14 protein-coding genes and 1 pseudogene are annotated in these 19,118 nt (G+C 62.7%); 12 read left to right on the forward strand and 3 right to left on the reverse strand.

Features of this window, described 5'->3' with window-relative positions:
• Positions 1-66 precede the first annotated feature (66 nt).
• The 3 genes from aptA (at position 67) to AC1RT6_RS11555 (ending at position 3,837) form a co-directional block, all read left to right on the forward strand.
• Positions 67-1,404 (forward strand): omega-aminotransferase AptA, encoded by a 1,338-nt coding sequence (gene aptA / locus AC1RT6_RS11545; protein WP_079447561.1) that lies wholly within the window; start codon positions 67-69, stop codon positions 1,402-1,404.
• 121 nt (positions 1,405-1,525) lie between these two features.
• Positions 1,526-2,968, forward strand: coding sequence for an EAL domain-containing protein (locus AC1RT6_RS11550; RefSeq protein ID WP_472790530.1), 1,443 nt, complete (start codon positions 1,526-1,528; stop codon positions 2,966-2,968).
• A 14-nt stretch (positions 2,969-2,982) separates the two neighbouring features.
• Positions 2,983-3,837, forward strand: coding sequence for a TIGR01459 family HAD-type hydrolase (locus tag AC1RT6_RS11555; protein ID WP_079447563.1), 855 nt, complete (start codon positions 2,983-2,985; stop codon positions 3,835-3,837).
• 69 nt (positions 3,838-3,906) lie between these two features.
• On the opposite strand, the gene AC1RT6_RS11560 is transcribed toward AC1RT6_RS11555, so the two are convergent.
• A complete protein-coding gene (locus AC1RT6_RS11560) occupies positions 3,907-4,302 on the reverse strand; it encodes a response regulator (RefSeq protein ID WP_079447564.1) in 396 nt (131 codons plus the stop codon).
• A 253-nt stretch (positions 4,303-4,555) separates the two neighbouring features.
• Between AC1RT6_RS11560 and AC1RT6_RS11565 the strand changes: the two genes are divergently transcribed.
• From AC1RT6_RS11565 to mutL, 9 genes and pseudogenes are all read left to right on the forward strand, one after another.
• Entirely contained in the window at positions 4,556-5,539 is a 984-nt protein-coding gene (locus tag AC1RT6_RS11565; RefSeq protein WP_079447565.1) for a bifunctional riboflavin kinase/FAD synthetase, read from the forward strand.
• A gap of 17 nt (positions 5,540-5,556) precedes the next feature.
• Positions 5,557-6,093, forward strand: coding sequence for a sugar O-acetyltransferase (locus tag AC1RT6_RS11570; protein ID WP_079447566.1), 537 nt, complete (start codon positions 5,557-5,559; stop codon positions 6,091-6,093).
• 174 nt (positions 6,094-6,267) lie between these two features.
• Entirely contained in the window at positions 6,268-9,279 is a 3,012-nt protein-coding gene (gene ileS, locus AC1RT6_RS11575) for an isoleucine--tRNA ligase (RefSeq protein WP_079447567.1), read from the forward strand.
• Positions 9,276-9,773, forward strand: coding sequence for a signal peptidase II (gene lspA, locus AC1RT6_RS11580; RefSeq protein WP_079447568.1), 498 nt, complete (start codon positions 9,276-9,278; stop codon positions 9,771-9,773). The genes ileS and lspA overlap by 4 nt, the downstream gene beginning before the upstream one ends.
• Positions 9,774-9,850: 77 nt before the next feature.
• The gene (locus AC1RT6_RS11585) at positions 9,851-10,585 is read left to right on the forward strand and encodes a hypothetical protein (RefSeq protein ID WP_079447692.1); all 735 of its coding nucleotides are present in this window, start codon (positions 9,851-9,853) and stop codon (positions 10,583-10,585) included.
• Positions 10,586-11,046: 461 nt separating this feature from the next.
• Complete coding sequence (locus tag AC1RT6_RS11590) at positions 11,047-12,441, forward strand: M16 family metallopeptidase (RefSeq protein ID WP_079447569.1); 1,395 nt, start codon at positions 11,047-11,049, stop codon at positions 12,439-12,441.
• 29 nt (positions 12,442-12,470) lie between these two features.
• Positions 12,471-13,832, forward strand: coding sequence for a M16 family metallopeptidase (locus AC1RT6_RS11595; protein ID WP_493029502.1), 1,362 nt, complete (start codon positions 12,471-12,473; stop codon positions 13,830-13,832).
• Positions 13,833-13,911: 79 nt separating this feature from the next.
• Positions 13,912-14,331 carry an alternative ribosome rescue aminoacyl-tRNA hydrolase ArfB gene (arfB, locus tag AC1RT6_RS11600; protein WP_079447571.1) on the forward strand — a complete coding sequence of 140 codons (420 nt, stop codon included), beginning with the start codon at positions 13,912-13,914 and terminating at the stop codon, positions 14,329-14,331.
• Between the two features lie 175 nt (positions 14,332-14,506).
• Positions 14,507-16,319, forward strand: a pseudogene (mutL, locus tag AC1RT6_RS11605) (DNA mismatch repair endonuclease MutL).
• A gap of 60 nt (positions 16,320-16,379) precedes the next feature.
• Here the strand turns inward: mutL and rsmD are convergent.
• A complete protein-coding gene (gene rsmD, locus AC1RT6_RS11610) occupies positions 16,380-16,934 on the reverse strand; it encodes a 16S rRNA (guanine(966)-N(2))-methyltransferase RsmD (RefSeq protein ID WP_079447573.1) in 555 nt (184 codons plus the stop codon).
• A gap of 3 nt (positions 16,935-16,937) precedes the next feature.
• Positions 16,938-19,061: a pseudouridine synthase gene (locus AC1RT6_RS11615; protein ID WP_079447574.1), complete on the reverse strand. Its 2,124-nt coding sequence runs from the start codon at positions 19,059-19,061 to the stop codon at positions 16,938-16,940.
• Between the last annotated feature and the right edge of the window lie 57 nt (positions 19,062-19,118).

The following is a 19,118-nucleotide window of genomic DNA, read 5'->3' on the forward strand; positions in this document are numbered from 1 at the left end:
ACGCTGATGTTGCGCGGCGGAGGTCCGACATCATCCGCAACGCGCTGAAAAAAATGAGGGATCCCCATGTTAGACAAGAGCCTTGCCCTCAACGTGCCGAACGATCTTGCTGCGTTCTGGATGCCCTTCACCGCTAACCGCGCCTTCAAAAAAGCGCCGCGGCTGCTCGCCGGCGCCAAAGACATGCACTACATCACCACCGACGGCCGCAAAATCCTCGACGGTGCCGCCGGCATGTGGTGCTGCAACGCCGGTCACGGCCGTGCCGAGATCGCGGCGGCTATCGCCAGGCAGGCCGAGGCGCTGGATTTCGCGCCGCCGTTCCAGTTCGGCATTCCGCAGGCCTTTGAACTGGCAAGCCGCATCGCCGAGCTCGCGCCGGAGGGGCTCGATCACGTATTCTTCTGCAATTCCGGATCGGAGGCCGCGGACACCGCGTTGAAGCTCGCGCTGGCCTATCACCAGCTCAACGGTCAGGGGAACCGCATCCGCCTGATTGGCCGCGAGCGGGCCTATCATGGCGTCGGCTTCGGCGGCACTTCGGTCGGCGGCATCGTCAGTAACCGCAAAATGTTCGGCGCGCTGCTCACCGGTGTCGACCATCTGCAATCCACCTACAACCGCGACAAGCAGGCGTTCAGCAAAGGCGAACCGCAATGGGGCGCGGAACTTGCCGATGAGCTGGAGCGCCTCGTCAATCTGCACGGCGCCCAAACCATCGCCGCCGTGATCGTGGAGCCGATGGCCGGGTCGACGGGCGTGCTGCCCGCGCCGAAAGGCTACCTCAAGCGGCTGCGCGAGATCACGCAGAAGCACGGCATCCTCCTTATCTTCGACGAAGTCATCACCGGCTTCGGACGCCTCGGTTACGCCTTCGCCGCCGAGCGTTATGGCGTGCTCCCCGACATGATCACCTTTGCAAAGGGAGTGACGAACGGCGCGGCCCCGATGGGCGGCGTGCTGGTGCGCGACACCATCCACGACGCCTTCATGACCGGCCCGGCGAATGCCGTGGAGCTGTTCCACGGCTATACTTATTCGGCGCACCCGCTGGCCTGCGCCGCAGGGCTTGCCACGCTCGATATTTACCGCGACGAAAAGCTGTTCGAGCGTGCTCGCGGCCTGGAACCGAAGTTCGCGGACGCGATGATGAGTCTGCGCGACGAACCTAACGTGGTGGACATCCGCACCGTCGGCATCACGGCGGGCATCGAGCTCGCCCCCAACGAAAACGGGCCGGGCGACCGCGGCTTTGCGGCCCTGAGATCCGCCTTCCACGATTACGATCTGATGATGCGCGTCGCAGGCGACACGCTGGCACTTACCCCGCCGTTGATCGTCAGCGACGATCAGGTGGGCGAGATCGTCGAAAAGACCGCCAAGGTGATTCGCGCCGTCGCCTGAACCATCGGCCCGATTTTCGGCGGACAACTTCAGAAAGACCCATCCGCCGAATCAGCAATAATGGTAGTGCGGGGGACTGGAAGCGCCGCAGATCGCTCCACGCCGGAAGCATTTACGCCAGATGATTCGTATTTCCACGATTTTCATTGCTCTCTGCATGGTGCTGGTCTCCACCTCGGTGGGTATCGTGCTCTACACGATTACGGGCCTGCGCGCGTCGGAGTCAGCCATCGTAGCGCTGACCGTCCTGGCATTCCTCATCCTCTACAATGCAGTGTCCATGCGGTTACGCGACGGCAACAACGCCGAAGGCCAGATCGCGGACCTGTCGCAGGGCGTCGCTGACCTTGCCCGCCAGATCTCCGATTTCGGGCGCCGCCTCGCGGCAGCCGAAAGCAAGATTGCCTCGGCGAATTCCGGTGGTTCGGACCGAGTTCAATCCGGCCTTCAATCCGCGCTTGGTGAAATCAACGAGCTCGGCGGACTGGTCAAGCAGCTCGCCGCCACGGTCGCCGCCCATGACGACATGCTGACCGACTTGCCATCAGCCGCTTCCGCGCCCGCATTCGAACCGGTGGCACCGGAGAGACCCGTCCACCGTGAGCCCCTCGCGAGGGCGATTGCACCGGCATTGCCTCGGACGGCCATCAATTCGGCACGGACTGACACCGACCTACAGATCCTGGCCATCCAAAACGCCATCGAGACCGGCAGCATCGATACCTTCCTGCAACCGATCGTTACGCTTCCGCAGCGCAAGATACGCTACTACGAAGCGATGACGCGGCTGCGCAATGCCCGTGGCGCATACCTCGCAGCCGGCGAGTTCATTCCAGCCGCCGAAGCTGTGGGCTTGATGGGGCAACTGGACAACACGATCTTGCTCCGCTGCATGCAAGTTCTGCAGCGGCTTCAATCGCGCAACAAGGAGGCCGGCCTGTTCTGCAACGTCGCCTTGGCGACGCTCGGAAACCCCACCACATTCGCGCAGTACCTCGACATTCTCGAAGCCAATCGTGCGTTGGCCTCCTCGCTGATTCTCGAATTCAAGCACGATACGCTGCGCGCTCTGGACATCACCGGAAGCAAACGCCTGGCCGCGATGACGCAGCTCGGCTACAGGTTCTCGGTCGACCATGTAGCGAACCTGCGAATTGAACCGCGCGAACTGGCCGACCGCGGCGTCCGCTTCATCAAGGTGCCCGCCTCGCTCTTGCTGGACCAGAAACAAACCTCGACCTCCGATATCCATCCGGCCGACATATCCGATCTGCTGGGACGCTTCGGCATCGACCTGATCGCAGAGCGGATCGAAGAAGAAGCGGCGGTCGTCGATTTGCTCGACTACAATGTTCGCTTTGGCCAGGGTTTCCTATTCGCCGCGCCGCGGCCGCTACGCCAGGATGCGGCGGAGGACACAGCTGACAAGGCAAAGTCGCGCGCCAACAGCGCAGCCAGACCGGGTGAAGTGGGAGCCGTGAAAACTGACGCGATCAAGCCCGAACGTTCGTCTCGCGTGACCGGCAACGCTGCCCTGGCACGTCGCGCTGGCGGCGCTGCCTGAAAGCATCCGACTGAATGACCGCCCTTCGTTTTATCGATCATCTGCGCGAGCCCGCCGCCGAAAGGGATGTCGTGCTCTGCGACGTCTGGGGCGTCGTCCACAACGGTGTCATGTCGTTTTCCGAGGCCTGCTCCGCGCTGAAAACCTTCCGCAGCCGGGGCGGCACCGTCATTTTTATCACCAATGCGCCGCGCCCGGCCGACGCAGTGCAGCGGCAGTTGCGCAAGTTCGGGGTTCCGGACGATGCTTACGATGGCATTGCTTCCTCCGGCGACCTGACGCGCAACTTCGTCGCAGAGCATCCGGCCAAGGCGATTTTCTGGCTGGGGCCTGAGCGCGACAGCGCGATCCACCAAGGCCTCGATCCGGTATTCGCGCCGATCGAGCACGCCGATTACATCGTCTGTACCGGCCCCTTCGACGACGAGACCGAAACCGCGGAGGACTATCGTGCCCTTATGATGCAGGCGCGCGAGCGCAAGCTGCCGCTGATTTGCGCCAATCCCGATATTGTCGTTCAAAGTGGCGACCGGTTGCTTTATTGCGCCGGCGCCATCGCAGAACTTTATCGCGAACTCGGTGGCGAGGTGGTCTTCTACGGCAAACCGCACCGGCCGATCTACGAGCGCGCCATGGCCTTGGCGCGAGAGCAGCGCGGCAAAGACACGCCGTTAAACCGGGTGCTGGCCATTGGCGATTCCGTACGCACCGACCTCATGGGCGCGCACGCCTTCGGCATCGACCTGCTGTTTCTGACGCGCGGCATCCATTCCGAGCAATTCGCCGGCATCGACCAGCTCGATCCGGCCTCGGTCAAGGAACTGTTCGGCCATCCGCCTCTGGCGCTGATGCGCGAGCTGAGATGGTAAACGAACAGGACGCGGCGAAGCCGCTGCGTCGCACGTATTCTGATCGCAAACCTGGGCTCGCCGGAAACGCTACGCCGGGACGTTGTCGGGAAATACCGCTTCGATCTTGTTCTTCAGCGTCGCGGCGTTGAACGGTTTGACGATGTAGTTGTTCACACCGGCCTTTTTGGCGGCGATGACGTTCTCGGTCTTGGACTCGGCCGTGATCATGATAAACGGCGTCATCGCAAGATTGGCATCGGCACGGACTTCCTTGAGCAGGTCGTAGCCGGTCATCGGCTCCATGTTCCAGTCGGAGATCACGAGACCGTACTTCTTGGTGCGCATCTTGTTCAGCGCCGCCGAACCATCGCTGGCGTCGTCGATATTCTCAAAACCAAGCTGCTTGAGCAGATTCCGGATGATGCGGATCATGGTGTTGTAATCATCCACCACCAGAACAGACATCGACAAATCAACCGCCATCTCGAGCCCCCTGCGTCAGATTTTCTATGTGCGCCGAAATCGCCAAAAGCCCGCTGAAGTGGGCCATCCTCGAAGCAAACACCGGTATTTTCCGCCGGTCACTCGCCTCGCGGGTAGTTTTGCATGATACCACCAGCCCTTAAACAGCGCGTTAACCGGCCGTCGAAAGGTGCCGCCGGACGCCAAGCCGACTTGACTTCGATCCGGCCGCAACGTCACGGTCCGCCACTGAAACCCTTCAATGAACGCGATAATGGCCTCGGGATTCACGATTATCCGCGATATCGCTCCCGCTGCCGCTATTCCTAAAGGAGGAGTGGTGGCAATAGGAAATTTCGATGGTGTACACCTCGGCCACCGCGCGGTCATCGCGGCCGCGTTCGAAATGGCCCGCTCCCGCGGAAAGCCTGCCTTCGCGGTGACCTTCGAGCCGCACCCGCGGAAGTTCTTCAGTCCGAATGCCTCGCAGTTTCGCCTGACCGACGAAACCAACAAGCTGCGGCTTTTGGCGGGCACAGGTCTCGACGGCGCCGTGGTCATGACCTTCGACGCCGCGCGGGCCGGCACGACAGCGCAAGATTTCATTCACCAAGATCTGATCGAACGCCTCGGAGTCAGCGGCATCGCCGTCGGATACGATTTCCGTTTCGGCAAGGGCCGGGTGGGATCGCCGAGCCTGCTTGTCAGCGAAGCCCCGCGCCTCGGGATCGAGGTGGACGTGCAGCCTCCTATCGACATCGACGAACGCGCGGTCTCGTCCAGCGCCGTCCGCATGGCGCTTGCGGAAGGCCGGATCGCGGACGCCACCACGATGCTCGGTGGGCCATGGTTCGTGACCGGCGAGGTGATCCACGGCGAGAAGCGAGGCCGCAGCCTCGGCTATCCCACCGCCAACATCCGCCTCGATCAGGATTGCGGCCTCAAGCATGGTATCTACGCCGTGCGCATCGGCCGCGGCAAGGGAAAGGATCACCACCGCTTGGACGGCGTCGCGAGCTTCGGCCGCCGGCCGACATTCGACAATGGCGCGCCACTGCTCGAGGTATTCGTGTTCGACTTCCAGGGCGACCTCTACGGGACCATGCTGGACGTCGCCTTCATCGGCTTCATCCGCGACGAACTGAAGTTTGATGGTGTCGAGGCGCTGGTTCATCAAATGGACGATGACGCCGCCCGTGCCAAAACCCAGCTCGCCGCCGCGCCTGATGTATTTCCGAAGCTGGGAGAGATCGGCTGAAGACCGAAAAGCAGAAGATGCTCGCGGGCGAACTGTATCGCCCCGGCGACCCGCAGATACAGGCCGAGCAAGGTGCGAACAGCGTATGGCTCGCGCGCTACAACGCGGCGATGGGGCTTCCGGAAGCCCAACGCTACGAACTGCTCACGCAGCACCTGGGCCGCGTCGGCGCAGGCGTCGTGATCCGGCCTCCGTTCTCCTGCGATTTCGGCTATAATATCTTTCTGGGCGACGGCGTATTTCTCAATTTCAACTGCGTTATCCTCGACGTGGTCCATGTTACGGTCGGTGACCGCACCCAGATCGGTCCAGCGACCCAGATCTATGCCGCCGACCATCCCCGTGACGCTCAGACAAGGCACGAAGGGCTCGAGTTCGGCAGGCCTGTTCGAATTGGCTCCGATGTCTGGATCGGCGGAGGCGCGATCATCCTTCCCGGCGTCGCTATCGGCGACGGGGCGGTGATAGGCGCGGGCAGCGTGGTGACGCGGGATGTCGCAGCAGGCGTCACGGTGGCGGGAAATCCTGCGCGTCGCCTCCGGAGCGGAAGTTGAATCACGACCCAGCGCTTTGCCATTCCCTCGGCTGACTGCTATGGACAGTCCCATGTTTGCGCGGCGCACCATTATAAGCATTAGCAGCCCGGCTTTCGCCTGAGCTTCGCTCGGCGCAAGACCGGGACCACCCCACTTTCCGCGCCATTCAGCCAAAGCCAGAAGCCTAGCCATATGTCCGACAAGTCGCAGAAATCCGCCGCGAAAGCCGACGCCCCCGATTACGCCAAAACCCTCTTTTTGCCGCAGACGGAATTTCCGATGCGCGCGGGGTTGCCGCAGCGCGAACCGGAAATCCTGAAGCGCTGGAAAGACATCGATCTTTACGGACAGCTCCGCAAGACCGCGAAGGACCGCGCGAAATTCGTGCTGCACGATGGCCCGCCCTATGCCAATGGCAACATCCATATCGGCCACGCGCTCAATAAGATCCTGAAGGACGTGGTGACCCGAAGCCAGCAGATGCTGGGGTATGATTCCAACTACGTGCCGGGATGGGACTGCCACGGCCTGCCGATCGAATGGAAGATCGAGGAGGAGAACTACCGCTCCAAGGGCAAGACGAAGCCGAACTTCAAGGACCCCGCAGCGATGGTGGCGTTTCGCAAGGAATGCCGTGCCTATGCGGAGAACTGGCTGAATGTGCAGCGCGAACAGTTCAAGCGTCTCGGCATTATCGGCGACTGGGATCATCCCTACGCCACCATGACCTATCCGGCCGAGGCGCAGATCGCGCGCGAACTGATGAAGTTCGCCGCTAATGGCACACTCTATCGCGGCTCCAAGCCGGTGATGTGGAGCGTGGTGGAGAAAACGGCGCTGGCGGAAGCCGAGGTCGAGTATGAGGACCACACCAGCGATACGGTGTGGGTGAAGTTTCCGGTGACCTCGCCGGCGCACGGCGCGCTGGCGCAGGCGAGCGTGGTGATCTGGACCACGACGCCGTGGACGCTACCGGGCAACCGCGCCATCAGCTTCTCGAACAAGATCGCCTATGGTCTTTACAAGGTCACCGATGCACCTGCCGACAACTGGGCGAAGGCCGGTGATCTTCTAATCCTCGCGGATAAACTTGCCGAGGACGTGTTCAAACAGGCGCGCGTTACCGCCTTCGAGAAGATTCGCGACATTCCCGCCGACACGTTAGATGCGGTGGAGTGCGCGCATCCGCTGAAAAGCTTTTCCGGCGGCTACGAATTCATCGTGCCGCTGCTGGAAGGCGATCACGTCACCGACGACACCGGCACCGGCTTCGTCCACACCGCGCCTAGCCACGGTCGTGAGGATTTCGACATCTGGACTCACAACGCGCGCGAGCTTGAGGCGCGCGGAATCATTTCGACAATTCCTTATACCGTCGACGAGAACGGCGCGCTGACCGCGCAGGCCCCGGGCTTCGAAGGTAAACGCGTCATCGACGACAAGGGCAACAAGGGCGACGCCAACGAAGCGGTCATCAAGGCGCTGGTCGAACGCGGCATGCTGCTCGCCCGTGGCCGTTTGAAACATCAATATCCGCATTCGTGGCGCTCGAAGAAGCCGGTGATCTTCCGCAACACGCCGCAGTGGTTCATCGCAATGGATCGGGACATCGCTGATGACGGCAAGGCGAAGCCCGGCGACACGTTGCGCGCCCGCGCATTGCAAGCAATCAGCGTCACCCAATGGGTACCGCCAGCCGGGCAGAACCGCATCACCGGCATGATCGCCAACCGCCCAGATTGGGTGATCTCGCGCCAGCGCGCCTGGGGCGTGCCGATCGCGGTGTTCGTGCGCGAGACGGGCGATGGCTCCGCCGAAATCCTGATCGACGACGCCGTCAACCAGCGCATCACCGACGCCTTCGAAACGGAAGGCGCGGATGCCTGGTACGCCGATGGCGCGCGAGAGCGTTTTCTGGGATCGCGCTCCAACGAGGACTGGCGCAAGGTCGACGACATTCTCGACGTCTGGTTCGACTCCGGCTCGACGCACGCTTTCGTGCTGGAAGACCCCCTGCACTTCCCCGGCCTCAAAGACATCAAACGCAAGGCCGACGGCGGCCAGGATACCGTGATGTATCTGGAAGGCAGCGACCAGCATCGCGGCTGGTTTCACTCATCGCTCTTGGAAAGCTGCGGCACCCGCGGCCGCGCGCCTTACGATGTGGTGCTAACCCACGGCTTCACGCTCGACGAGAACGGCCGGAAGATGTCGAAGTCTCTCGGCAACACCGTCGATCCTCAGAAAGTCATCAAGGACTCGGGCGCCGACATCCTGCGGCTGTGGGTCTGCGCAACGGATTATGCCGACGATCAGCGCATCGGTCCGGAAATTCTCAAGAACACCATTGAGACCTATCGCAAGCTGCGTAACACCATTCGCTGGATGCTCGGCACGCTGCATCATTTCAATCGCGGCGAGGCCGTTGCGATCTCCGACATGCCCGAACTCGAGCGCTTGATGCTGCACCAACTTGCAGAACAGAGCGCGGTGGTGCGCAAGGCCTATGCGGAATTCGACTACAAGACGGTGGTCGCAAGTCTCGCGGCTTTCATGAACACCGAACTGTCGGCGTTCTATTTCGATATCCGAAAGGATACGCTTTACTGCGAACCGCCGTCGTCGACGGCGCGCAAGGCCGCGCTGACCGTGATCGACAAACTTTGCGATTCAATCCTGAAATGGCTGGCCCCGGTGCTCTCGTTCACGACCGAAGAGGCGTGGCGGCTCTATCGGCCGGATGCAGAACCGTCGGTGCATCTGACGCTGTTCCCGGAGAGCTTCGACAACTTTCGCGACGACGCCCTGGCTGTGAAATGGGAGACCATCCGCGCGGTGCGCAGCGTCGTCACCGGCGCGCTGGAGCTTGAGCGTGCCGCCAAGCGGATCGGCTCCTCGCTCGAAGCCTCGCCGATTGTCTATGTCGCCGACCGCGCGATGCTTGGCGTGTTGTTCGACGTCGATCTTGCAGAGGTCTGCATCACTTCAAATTTTGAAGTGCGCGAGGGTAACGCCCCGGCCGACGCGTTCCGTTTGCCGAGCGTCCCTGGCGTGGCCGTGGTGATCGAGAAAGCTGCCGGGGCCAAGTGCGCCCGATCGTGGAAGATCCTGCCGACCGTCGGCAGCGACAGGGAGTATCCCGACGTATCGCCACGCGACGCGCAGGCGCTGCGGGAATGGAAGGCGCTGGGAGTAACTGTGTGACGCCGGCAGTTCGCTCCGGCATCATTGCGGCCATCGCGGCGCTGATTGCGGATCAGGCGTCCAAGCTCTGGCTTCTGTTTGCGTTTGATATCGGCCGCCGTGGCGCCGTCAGCGTCACGCCGTTCTTCGACCTCGTGCTGGCCTGGAACACCGGCATCAGCTATGGCTGGTTCCAAACTGAAAGTCCGACGGCTGCCGCTATTCTGCTCGCGATCAAGGCTGTCGCAGTAGTCCTGCTGGCGGTCTGGATGGCGCGGTCGCATACCCGCACGGCGACAATTGGCCTCGGCCTTATTATCGGCGGAGCTATCGGCAACGCCATCGACCGGTTCGCCTATGGCGCGGTGGTGGATTTCGCCCTGTTTCACGTCCAGATCGCAGGTAAAACCTATAACTGGTACGTATTCAACCTTGCTGATGTGGCGATCGTTGTCGGGGTGATAGCCCTGTTGTATGATTCTTTCCTCGGGACTTCCGCCGCAAAAGCGCCCTGATCACGGACGATAGGGCTTACTCGGGGTGATAGCGGCTTTTGCTGCGATCCGCTGAAAAGCTGAACAGGATGAACGTGATGCGCAACACCGAACGAAACGGTTGGGACGTGCTCGGGGCCACGGCAACACTGCTGCGCGGCGTTCGTCTGGCCGCGGTCGCCACGGGCGTTGCCGTCGTGCTGTCGGCGGGCATGGCCCGTGCCCAGGACGATGAAAACGCCAGCTTCGAAGACAAAATCATCACGAAAATCATGCACGGCCTCGGCGCCACCAATATGGAAAACTCAAGCATCGAGTATCGTGAGCGGTCGCCGCTGGTGATTCCACCCAGCACCGAATTGCCGCAGCCCGGCTCGGGCGTGGCTGAAGCCAGGGACCCGAACTGGCCCAAGGACCCCGACGTTGAGCGTCGCAAGGAGGCGGCCGCCGCCAAGAAAGACCGCAAGCCATCGCCTTGGCAAGGCGGACAATCGGAAGGCGGACATTCGATTCTGCCGAGCAAGCTCGCGACGAATGGTTCGGCGGTCACCGCCACACAACAGGCTGAGACGCGTCACTTGGGCACGGCGGATAATGTGAATCCATCACTCAGCCCCACGCAACTTGGCTTCGCGAGCAAGTTCAGCAATCTATTCGGCGGCAACAAAACGGAGACTGCCCCGTTCACGGGCGAGCCTGATCGTGAAAAACTGACGCAACCGCCGGCGGGCTATCAGACTCCATCGCCGAACTTCGCTTACGGCACCGGACCCAAGGAAGCTCTCGGCAACACCTATATCGACGTCAACAGCGGCAAAGAACGGACTTACTAACCGACCGCGGCGGGAAGCGGATCACGCGACCAGACGGCCCACGTCTTCCTGCCGGATCGCAGAACATGATGCAGGCAGTCTTCGGCGTTAGGCAGGAGCGGACGACACTCCACCGGAATAACCACATTCGCTGCCGTAGTCCGATCCCGACATCGTCCGATCCTGACATTGCATTTCGTTTAAGCGAGCCTTGCCTTCTTACGAATGTCAGAATCGAAGGACCGCTAGTAATGCACGTCGCCCGTGGAGTTTGAATCGATATCGCGTCCAAGACGCGCGGCTCGCGGGGCGCGAATGTCAATTTCCCTCCCACCAAAGCGTCCCTTTTGATGGGATCTGAAGCGATATCCCCGTTTTCGATTTGACGTGTTTCCCCATGCCAACCATATGCACTTCGTAAAACGCTCCAGCAAAGGATTGACGATAACGTGATCTCTCAGACAAATCGCCGGAGATGCGCCATGATGGCAGCGCGACGAGCGGCCATCCCCGCTTTCGCGGCACTGGCGGTGTGCCTTGCGGTCCTTCTGGCCGTGCCAGCAGCAATGGCGCAGACCGTCACCTCCCAACCTCCCATCACGTTTACCCTGGCCAACGGGCTCGCGGTCGTCATCATTCCCGATCACCGGACGCCGGTGGTCACTCAGATGATCTGGTACAAGGTCGGGTCGGCGGACGAAACGCCCGGTAAATCCGGACTCGCACATTTCCTCGAGCATCTGATGTTCAAGGGCACCGCCAAATATCCGGCCGGCGAGTTTTCCCAGACCGTGCTGCGCGTTGGCGGCGAGGAGAATGCTTTCACCAACTTCGATTACACCGGCTACTATCAGCGCGTAACCCGCGATCAACTCGCGACCATGATGGCGTTCGAGGCCGACCGCATGACCGGCCTGGTGCTGAAGGATGAAAACGTGCTGCCTGAGCGCGACGTCGTGCTCGAGGAATACAACATGCGCGTCGCTAACAATCCGGACGCGCGGCTCACCGAACAGATCATGGCCGCGCTGTATCTCAACCATCCGTATGGCCGCCCCGTGATCGGCTGGCGTCATGAAATCGAGAAGCTCACCCGCGAGGATGCGCTTGCCTTTTACAAACGATTTTATGCCCCGAACAATGCAACGCTGGTGATCGCGGGCGACGTGGACGCGCAGAAGATTCGTCCTGAAATCGAAAAGACGTTTGGCCATGTGCCGCCGCAGCCCGCTATTCCGAGCGCTCGTATCCGCCCGCAGGAGCCGCTGCCGGTCGCGCCGCGGACGGTCACGCTTGCGGACACTCGCGTCGAGCAGCCGATGCTGCGGCGGTATTACCTCGTGCCCTCCGTGACCACCGCTGCGGCGGGAGAAAGTCCCGCGCTGGATGTGCTTGCGCAATTGATCGGCGACGGTAGCAACGCCTATCTCTACCGCGCGCTCGTTGTCGACAAACAGCTGGCCGTCGCCACCAACGCGACCTACCAGGGCACCGCGCTCGATCCGGGTCAGTTCTCGATCGCGGTGGCGCCGAAACCGGGCACCGGTTTTGCTGAGGTCGAGCAGGCCATCGATGCCGTGATCGCAAATCTCATCAAAAACCCGATCCCCGCGGAGGACCTCGAGCGCGTCAAGACTCAGTTGATCGCGCAGGCCGTCTACGCTCAGGACAGTCAAACGACACTGGCACGCTGGTACGGCACGGGCATAACCATCGGATTGAGCGTCGACGAGATCAGGAACTGGCCGGACCGCATCCGTGCGGTGACCGCCGCGCAGGTTCGGGACGTCGCGCAGAAGTGGCTGGTAAAAACGCGCTCGGTCACCGGTTACCTCATCAAGGACTCGACGCCGGCGCACGAGGAGAAACGATCGTGAGACGCCCCCGGACAAGAGCGGGGCGCAGCCTGCTCGTCACCGTATGTTTCGCATTGATCTGCTTTGCTGCTGGTCCCTCGTTCGCCGGGACGAAAATCCAGCATCTGGTGACGCCGGGAGGTATCGAGGCCTGGTTCGTTCAGGACGCCACCGTACCTCTGGTGGCAATGGAATATGCGTTCTCTGGCGGCTCGGCGCAGGACCCGCCCGACAAGCCGGGCGTCGGCCACATGGTTGCCAGCCTGCTCGACGAGGGCGCCGGGGATCTCCCCTCCAAGACCTTTCGTGAACAGCTCGATCGCCGCGCCATCGAGCTCAGCTTTACGATCCAGCGCGACGAGCTCCGCGGCTCATTGCGAATGCTCAAGGAACACAGTGGCGAAGCATTTGGCCTGCTGCGGCTCGCTTTAACCTCGCCGCGCTTTGACGCTGATGACGTCGAGCGCATCGGTGCGCAGGTTCTGTCCCACCTGCGCCACAACTCAACCAATCCGAATGCACTTGCCGGCCTCAACTTTTCCAAGCTCGCATTCGGCGGTCATCCCTACGGTCATCCCTCGCACGGTACGCTCGAAAGCATTCCAACGATCAAGACCGACGATCTCAGAAATTACGTGCGGCGGGTGCTGGCGAGAGACAAGCTGAAGATCGCGGTGGTGGGCGACATCGAGCCGGCGACTCTTGCAAAGATGCTGGATCAAACTTTCGGAGGTCTACCGGCGAAGGGCGATCTCACACCCGTTCCTGACATCCTCGCCGCAAAGCCGCCGCAAAGTGCATTCGTTCCGCTCGACGTACCGCAAACCGTGGTCATGTTCGGAGGCCCCGGCGTCAAGCGTGACGACCCCGATTTCATGGCAGCCTACATTGATAACCACATTCTCGGCGGCGGCTCGCTGTCGTCGCGGCTGTATCGCGAGGTGCGCGAAAAGCGCGGCCTCGCCTATTCCATCTCGGAATCTCTTTTGTGGATGGACCATTCAGCGCTGTTCGCGGGCACCACCGGGACCCGCGCGGACCGCGCCGGCGAGAGCATCGAGGCCGTTAATAAGGAAATCCAGCGCTTTGCCGACAACGGACCGACGCCGAAGGAGCTCGACGAAGCCAAATCCTATCTGAAAGGATCGCAGATGCTGGAGCTCGATACCTCTTCGAAGCTCGCTACGGGTCTGTTGCAATATCAGACGGATAAACTGCCGATCGACTACATTGAGAAGCGCAATTCCATCGTCGATGCCGTCACCCTCGACCAGGCGAGAGCAGTCGCGAAGAGGCTGTGGGGACAGGGGCTTCTCACCGTGATCGTGGGACGCTCACCTCAGACGGAAGCGCAACCCGCAGCGGCGCAGCCGACTGCAGCTCAGCCCGCGCCTCAACCTGCCGCGCATTGACGGCGCAGGCAGGCAACAAACGAGGTATGGTGCCGCTGCCTGATTCCTGCCGTCGGACAGGCGAATCCAGGTGAGTGCCATGCTGCGGATCACCCGCAATATCGCCATCGACGAAAACGACGTTGAGATCAGCTTCATTCGCGCTTCTGGCCCTGGCGGCCAAAACGTCAACAAGCTCTCGACTGCGGCGCAGTTGCGCTACGACACTCGCCGCTTGGCGCTCGACCCAGACATCGCCGCGCGGCTCGTCCGGCTCGCCGGGCAGCGTCTGACCAAGGATGGCGTGATCGTGATCCATGCCCAACGCTTTCGGACCCAGGAACGAAACCGCGCGGACGCCACCGACCGCCTGATCGAATTGCTGCGCGAGGCTGCGATTCGGCCGACCCCGCGCCGCGCTACCAAGCCGACTCTCGGCTCGAAGCAACGCCGGCTTGAGAGCAAGAAGCGCCGCGGCGATGTGAAGGCGAGACGTGGACGGACGTCTTCCGAGGACTAATCTCGCGCAGACGTGCCGCCGATCCCATGGGGCGAGAAGCGAAGCATCGCGCGTTGCACGCGACCGCCGCGCTCCGAACGCAGACCCTAAATCAACCCGGGACATCCGGATTTGCCCCCATGCAATCGGCGCGGCGAACGCCTAAACTCGCCCGCAGCCAGAACCGAGCCGCACCATGCCCGTCCGCCAGCTTCCCGAGACTGTCGTCAACCGCATCGCCGCAGGCGAAGTGGTCGAGCGTCCGGCTAGCGTCGTCAAGGAGCTGGTTGAGAACGCGATTGACGCCGGCGCGGCCCGCATCGACGTCTTCACCGACGGCGGCGGGAAGCGACGGATCGGCGTCACCGACGACGGCGCTGGCATGGCGAAGGGCGACCTCGCGCTGGCGGTCAATCGCCATGCCACCTCGAAACTGGAAGACGAGGATTTGCTGCGCATCCATACGCTGGGCTTTCGTGGCGAGGCGCTGCCGTCAATCGGAGCGGTAGCCAGGCTCTGCATCACCACACGCGACGCCCGCGAGCCGCATGCGTGGTCGCTCACCGTCGAAGGTGGACGAAAATCCGCGATCACGCCGGCCGCACTGACGCAAGGCACGCGCGTTGAAGTCGCCGATCTCTTTTATGCCACACCCGCGCGGCTTAAATTCCTCAAGACCGATCGGACGGAAGCCGAGGCGATCCGCGAGGTGGTGCGGCGGCTGGCAATGGCGCGGCCTGATATCGGTTTTACCCTCGCAGGCGAAGGGCGTGCGCCAGCGACCTGGACGGCGGCGCTGCCGGGAGCGGCGGGACGGTTGACGCGACTAGGCGACATTCTCGGCGGAGACTTCCGTTCCGCTGCCATCGCGGTGCGCGCCGAACGCGAGCGCGTAATCGTCGAGGGGTTCGCTGCCGCGCCGTCGCTGACCCGCGCGAATGCGCTCGGCCAGTATCTGTTCGTCAACGGCCGTCCGGTGCGTGACAAGCTGATTCTGGGCGCGGTGCGCGCGGCCTATTCCGATTACCTGCCGCGCGACCGTCATCCGGTGGTGGCGTTGTTTGTCACAACGGACCCGCAAGAGGTCGACGCCAATGTCCATCCCGCGAAGACGGAAGTGCGATTCCGAAATGCCGGACTGGTGCGCGCGCTGATCGTGCATGCGCTGAAGGAAGGTCTGGCGCGCGAAGGACGGCGCACGGCCGCGAACAGCGACGGCGCGGTACTCACGGCTTTTCGTCCCGCGACGTCCCCGCGCCCTGCCGATTGGGATTGGCGGCGATCGCCTGCCTCGCCTGCCGGAGCGCGGCCATGGATGGGCGGACCGCCTGCGACCGCCTTCGCCGAGGCTGGCCAAACCGCGTTTGATGTGGGCGCGCCCAGCGCGGACGTGCGCTTTGACGCTCATCTTCCGATGGATCTGATCGATCGGCCGCTCGGCGCGGCGCGCACCCAGATTCACGAAACTTATATCGTGTCGCAAACCCGCGACGGCCTGATCGTCGTGGACCAGCATGCCGCGCACGAACGCATCGTTTACGAGCGGCTGAAGGCAGCGCTGGAGCGGGACGGCGTGCAGCGACAGATCCTTCTCATTCCCGATATCATCGAACTGGATGAGGCGACCGTCGAAAAGCTTACCGACCGTGCAACTGAGCTGAAAAAATTCGGGCTCGCCATCGAGTCCTTCGGACCCGGCGCGGTTGCCGTGCGCGAGACGCCGTCGCTGCTCGGCAAGACCAAATGCGGCCGCGTTGCTGCGCGATCTCGCCGAACACATGGCGGAATGGGATGAGACGCTTCCACTTGAACGGCGGCTGATGCATGTCGCGGCCACGATGGCCTGTCACGGTTCGGTGCGCGCTGGACGAATCCTCAAGCCGGAAGAAATGAACGCGCTGCTGCGCGAGATGGAGGCCACGCCAAATTCAGGTCAGTGCAACCACGGCCGCCCGACCTATGTGGAGCTGAAGCTCGCCGATATCGAGAAGCTTTTCGGGCGGCGATAAGAATATAGCGATGCGGCGGGCGGACTGCACACTCAACCAAGCCTGCGCTTCGGGCAACAGTCATGTGCTCCGCAGGAACACGAACTCGGTGTCGTCATAGGCGCGCCGCTCGAGTTGCTCAAATCCCTCTGGCGCGGCGAAGCCCGCGGCCTTGGCCTCCTCGACAACGAGCAGCGCCTTGTCGGTCAGCCAGCCTCCATCGCGCAACGAGACGAGCGCCTTGTCGGCAAGCTGCATCCTGTACGGGGGATCGAGAAACACCAGCGAGAACGGTGTGAGGGGATGCGCAGGCCCGAGATTGGTCGCATCGCGGCGATAGACCTTCGTCACGCCACCGAGCCCGAGCGCCTCGACGTTGTTGCGGAGCAGCGCGCGCGCCTCGGCGCCGTTATCGACGAACAGCGTGAACTTCGCTCCTCGCGACGCCGCTTCGATGCCGATCGCACCGGTGCCCGCAAACAGATCAAGCACGCGCGCATCCGCGACCGGATCGTCATAGGCATGAACGAGGATGTTGAACAGCGACTCACGCAGCCGATCGGCCGTTGGCCGGATCTGTTGTGTTGATGGCGATGCGAGATTGCGGCCTTTCAGCCGCCCGCCGACGACGCGCATCGATCAGTCCCGCGGCGTCAGATCGCGCTTGCCGTGATAGCCGCGCTTCGGCCGGCGAGGCGGACCGTAGCCATTGGCCTCAGATTCGTTGCGCGCCCGCGCCTCATCGCTGCCGGTCCGCTGCACCACGACGCTGCGGCCCTTGCGATCCGCGATCACCGCGCGCTTGGTTCTTGCCTTGTTGTCTTTCTTGCTGCGCAACGGTGTACCGTCGCGGCCGAGCTTTGGTTCGGTGTCGGCTTCGGCGGCCGCGCCTGCGAAATTCGCGTTGGCGAGCGCGGCAATCTTCTCACCAAGCTGTTCACGCAGCACGCGGGTCTTGACCTCCTCCACCTCACCTTCCGCGATCTCGGCAAGCTGGAACGGCCCGTAGGAGATGCGGATCAGCCGGTTCACTTCAAGCCCGAGATGCGCCATCACATTGCGCACTTCACGATTCTTGCCCTCGCGGATCGCAAAAGTCAGCCACACGTTGGCGCCCTGATCGCGTTCCAGCGTGGCGTCGATCGAACCATACTTGACGCCATCGACCTCGACGCCGTTTTTCAACTGATCAAGCTGAGCCTGCGTCACCTCACCATGGGCGCGAACACGATAGCGCCGCAGCCAGCCAGTGTCGGGCAGTTCCAACGCGCGTGCCAGGCCGCCGTCGTTTGTCAGCAGTAGCAGTCCTTCGGTGTTGAAATCGAGCCGGCCAACACTGATCAGACGCGGCAAACCTTCGGGCAGGTTGTCGAATACGGTCGGCCGACCTTCGGGATCGGCGTGGGTCGTCATTAGTCCGCGCGGCTTGTGATACAAGAACAGCCGCGTGCGCTCGCGCTCCGGCAACGGCTGGCCATCAACCGTGATGACGTCGCGCGAGGTCACATCAAGCGCTGGCGAATTGATGACGCGGCCGTTGACGGCGACGCGACCTTGCGTGACCCATTCCTCAGCGTCGCGGCGCGAGGCGAGGCCCGCGCGCGAGATCACTTTGGCGATGCGTTCGCCGGCTTTCTTTGGCTTTGGCTCGGGCCGTGTACCGCGCCGGTCGTCGTCAGGCTTGCGTTCACGATAGGCGCCGCGTCCCCCGAACGCCGGACGTTTTGCGAAAACCTTGCTGTCGTCCTCATTGTCACGACGCGGGCGATCGTCGCGATCACTGCGACGGGGACGATCCTCGCCATCGTCGCGGCGTGGCCGCTCCTGCCAGGCATTGCGGGCACCACGAGGACGGTCGCCGTCGGGACGATCCTGTCGCGGGCGATCGAAGCGCGGACGATCATCGGAGTAGCGATCATAACGCGGACGATCGCCTTGAGGACGGTCAAACTTGCGAGGACCGCGATCGGCACCCGCAGCGCGCTCAGGGCGATCCTCGCGTGGTTTCGAAAATCGTGGACGCCCTGCGCCGCCGCGATCATCGCGCGGGCCGGCGTCGCGCTTCTGCCACGGCTTTTCGTCACCCCTGTCGCGGCCCTCACGGTCACCAAACTCTTTGCGCGGTCCACGCGAGCCGCGGTCGGGTGTCCCGCGTGAAAACTTCTTGTCGCCGAAGGGGCGATCTCCGCGCGGCGTATACGGACGTTTCTCGCCGCCACCCTCGCGCGGCGGACGCGCGCTATAAGGCCGATCACCTTGCGGCCGCGCACGCTGCGGACGGTCGCCGTCTTTCCGAAAACCCTCGCCGCGTGGGGTGTAGGGACGCTTCTCGCCAAATTTCTTATCGGCAAAACGGCCTGCAGGACGTGTGTCGCCACTGTCACGCGCGCGATCGTCACGTTTGAAGGCTGAGCGCTCGCCGCGAGGTGAATCCCCGCGCGGCGTGTAGGAACGCTTCGCGCCGCCGTCGTCGCGATTGAACCGAGGCCGCGCGGTCTCACCATCCTCACGCTTGCCCGCGCCCGCATACGGCTTCCTGGCATAGGACTTCTTGCCAGAAGGCTTCGCGCCATCGGATTTGCCGGCATAGGGCCGCTTGTCACCTTCGCCTCTGTCGGACTTGCCAGCCAAGCCGCGCTTGGCGAGCTTCTTTTCCGGACCGCGCGCCACGCCGGATCGGCTCTTGGGCTTGTCCTTGCCGCCGGAGGGCCGATCACGCCGGCCGCGCGGGCGCGCATTGTCTTTATCGTTATCGCGGGGCATGAATGATCTCGCTACGGGCACAAGGTCCGACTGAGTGAGAGCGCCTCTTAACAGGGT

It is taken from the genome of Nitrobacter sp. MLSD-S21, assembly GCF_058809865.1.

Excerpts from the sequence above, each read along its gene's own strand:
- AC1RT6_RS11570 (WP_079447566.1), top strand. The coding sequence starts at position 5,557 with ATGCTCGCGGGCGAACTGTATCGCCCCGGCGACCCGCAGATACAGGCC.
- AC1RT6_RS11585 (WP_079447692.1), top strand. The coding sequence starts at position 9,851 with ATGCGCAACACCGAACGAAACGGTTGGGACGTGCTCGGGGCCACGGCA.
- ileS (WP_079447567.1), top strand. The coding sequence starts at position 6,268 with ATGTCCGACAAGTCGCAGAAATCCGCCGCGAAAGCCGACGCCCCCGAT.
- AC1RT6_RS11550 (WP_472790530.1), top strand. The coding sequence starts at position 1,526 with ATGATTCGTATTTCCACGATTTTCATTGCTCTCTGCATGGTGCTGGTC.
- aptA (WP_079447561.1), top strand. The coding sequence starts at position 67 with ATGTTAGACAAGAGCCTTGCCCTCAACGTGCCGAACGATCTTGCTGCG.
- AC1RT6_RS11590 (WP_079447569.1), top strand. The coding sequence starts at position 11,047 with ATGATGGCAGCGCGACGAGCGGCCATCCCCGCTTTCGCGGCACTGGCG.
- rsmD (WP_079447573.1), bottom strand. The coding sequence starts at position 16,934 with ATGCGCGTCGTCGGCGGGCGGCTGAAAGGCCGCAATCTCGCATCGCCA.
- AC1RT6_RS11555 (WP_079447563.1), top strand. The coding sequence starts at position 2,983 with ATGACCGCCCTTCGTTTTATCGATCATCTGCGCGAGCCCGCCGCCGAA.
- arfB (WP_079447571.1), top strand. The coding sequence starts at position 13,912 with ATGCTGCGGATCACCCGCAATATCGCCATCGACGAAAACGACGTTGAG.
- AC1RT6_RS11565 (WP_079447565.1), top strand. The coding sequence starts at position 4,556 with ATGGCCTCGGGATTCACGATTATCCGCGATATCGCTCCCGCTGCCGCT.
- AC1RT6_RS11560 (WP_079447564.1), bottom strand. The coding sequence starts at position 4,302 with ATGGCGGTTGATTTGTCGATGTCTGTTCTGGTGGTGGATGATTACAAC.
- AC1RT6_RS11615 (WP_079447574.1), bottom strand. The coding sequence starts at position 19,061 with ATGCCCCGCGATAACGATAAAGACAATGCGCGCCCGCGCGGCCGGCGT.